Annotated in this window: 1 protein-coding gene; it reads left to right on the top strand. The window is 47.0% G+C overall.

Annotated elements, in window-relative coordinates; genetic code table 11:
* Nucleotides 1-583, top strand: a 583-nt coding sequence (locus NHE85_RS16610; protein ID WP_252813330.1) for a hypothetical protein, incomplete at both ends; no start/stop codon positions are given.

Genomic DNA, 583 nt, shown 5'->3' with positions numbered 1-583 from the left:
ACTTGCGGACAATGCGGTTCAGACCGAAAACATAGCGGCAGGGGCAGTAGAGACTTCAGATATAAAAGACGGTAATGTAACATCGGCTAAGTTAACAGCAGGAGCAGGAGTTGCTGACCGTATTGCAATAGCCGATGCTGCAGGCGCAGTAACATTCAGTAATGCTATTCCATCGGGCAGCATAGCAGGAAAAGACCTTACAGCTGGAGATGGATCGATCAGTATTGGAGGTACCGGAGCAGGAGCCTTATTAAAAGATGCTAATGTAAGTGTTGCCGCAGGCGGAATTACAGAAGTAAAGCTTGCAGACGGAGCAGTAACTACAGCTAAGATAGGAGCTGATGCAGTAACCAATGCTAAGCTTGCGGATAATGCAGTTCAGACCGAAAACATAGCGGCAGGCGCAGTAGAAACTTCTGATATAAAAGATGCAGCAGTAACAGCCGTGAAACTTGCCGACGACGCAGTCACAGCTGCCAAGATCGATTCGAGTGTAGCGGGTACAGGATTAAAGCAGAATACTACGAATGGTTCTTTAGAAGTTGATGCCGCATCATTTGATGGTGACATTACCTCTACAGAC

Origin of the sequence: Flavobacterium sp. NRK1 (assembly GCF_024054175.1) — a bacterium.
In the GTDB taxonomy this organism is placed as follows: domain Bacteria; phylum Bacteroidota; class Bacteroidia; order Flavobacteriales; family Flavobacteriaceae; genus Flavobacterium.
Note: the sequence above shows the minus strand (reverse complement) of the source record. Positions and strands in the feature narration are given on the sequence as shown.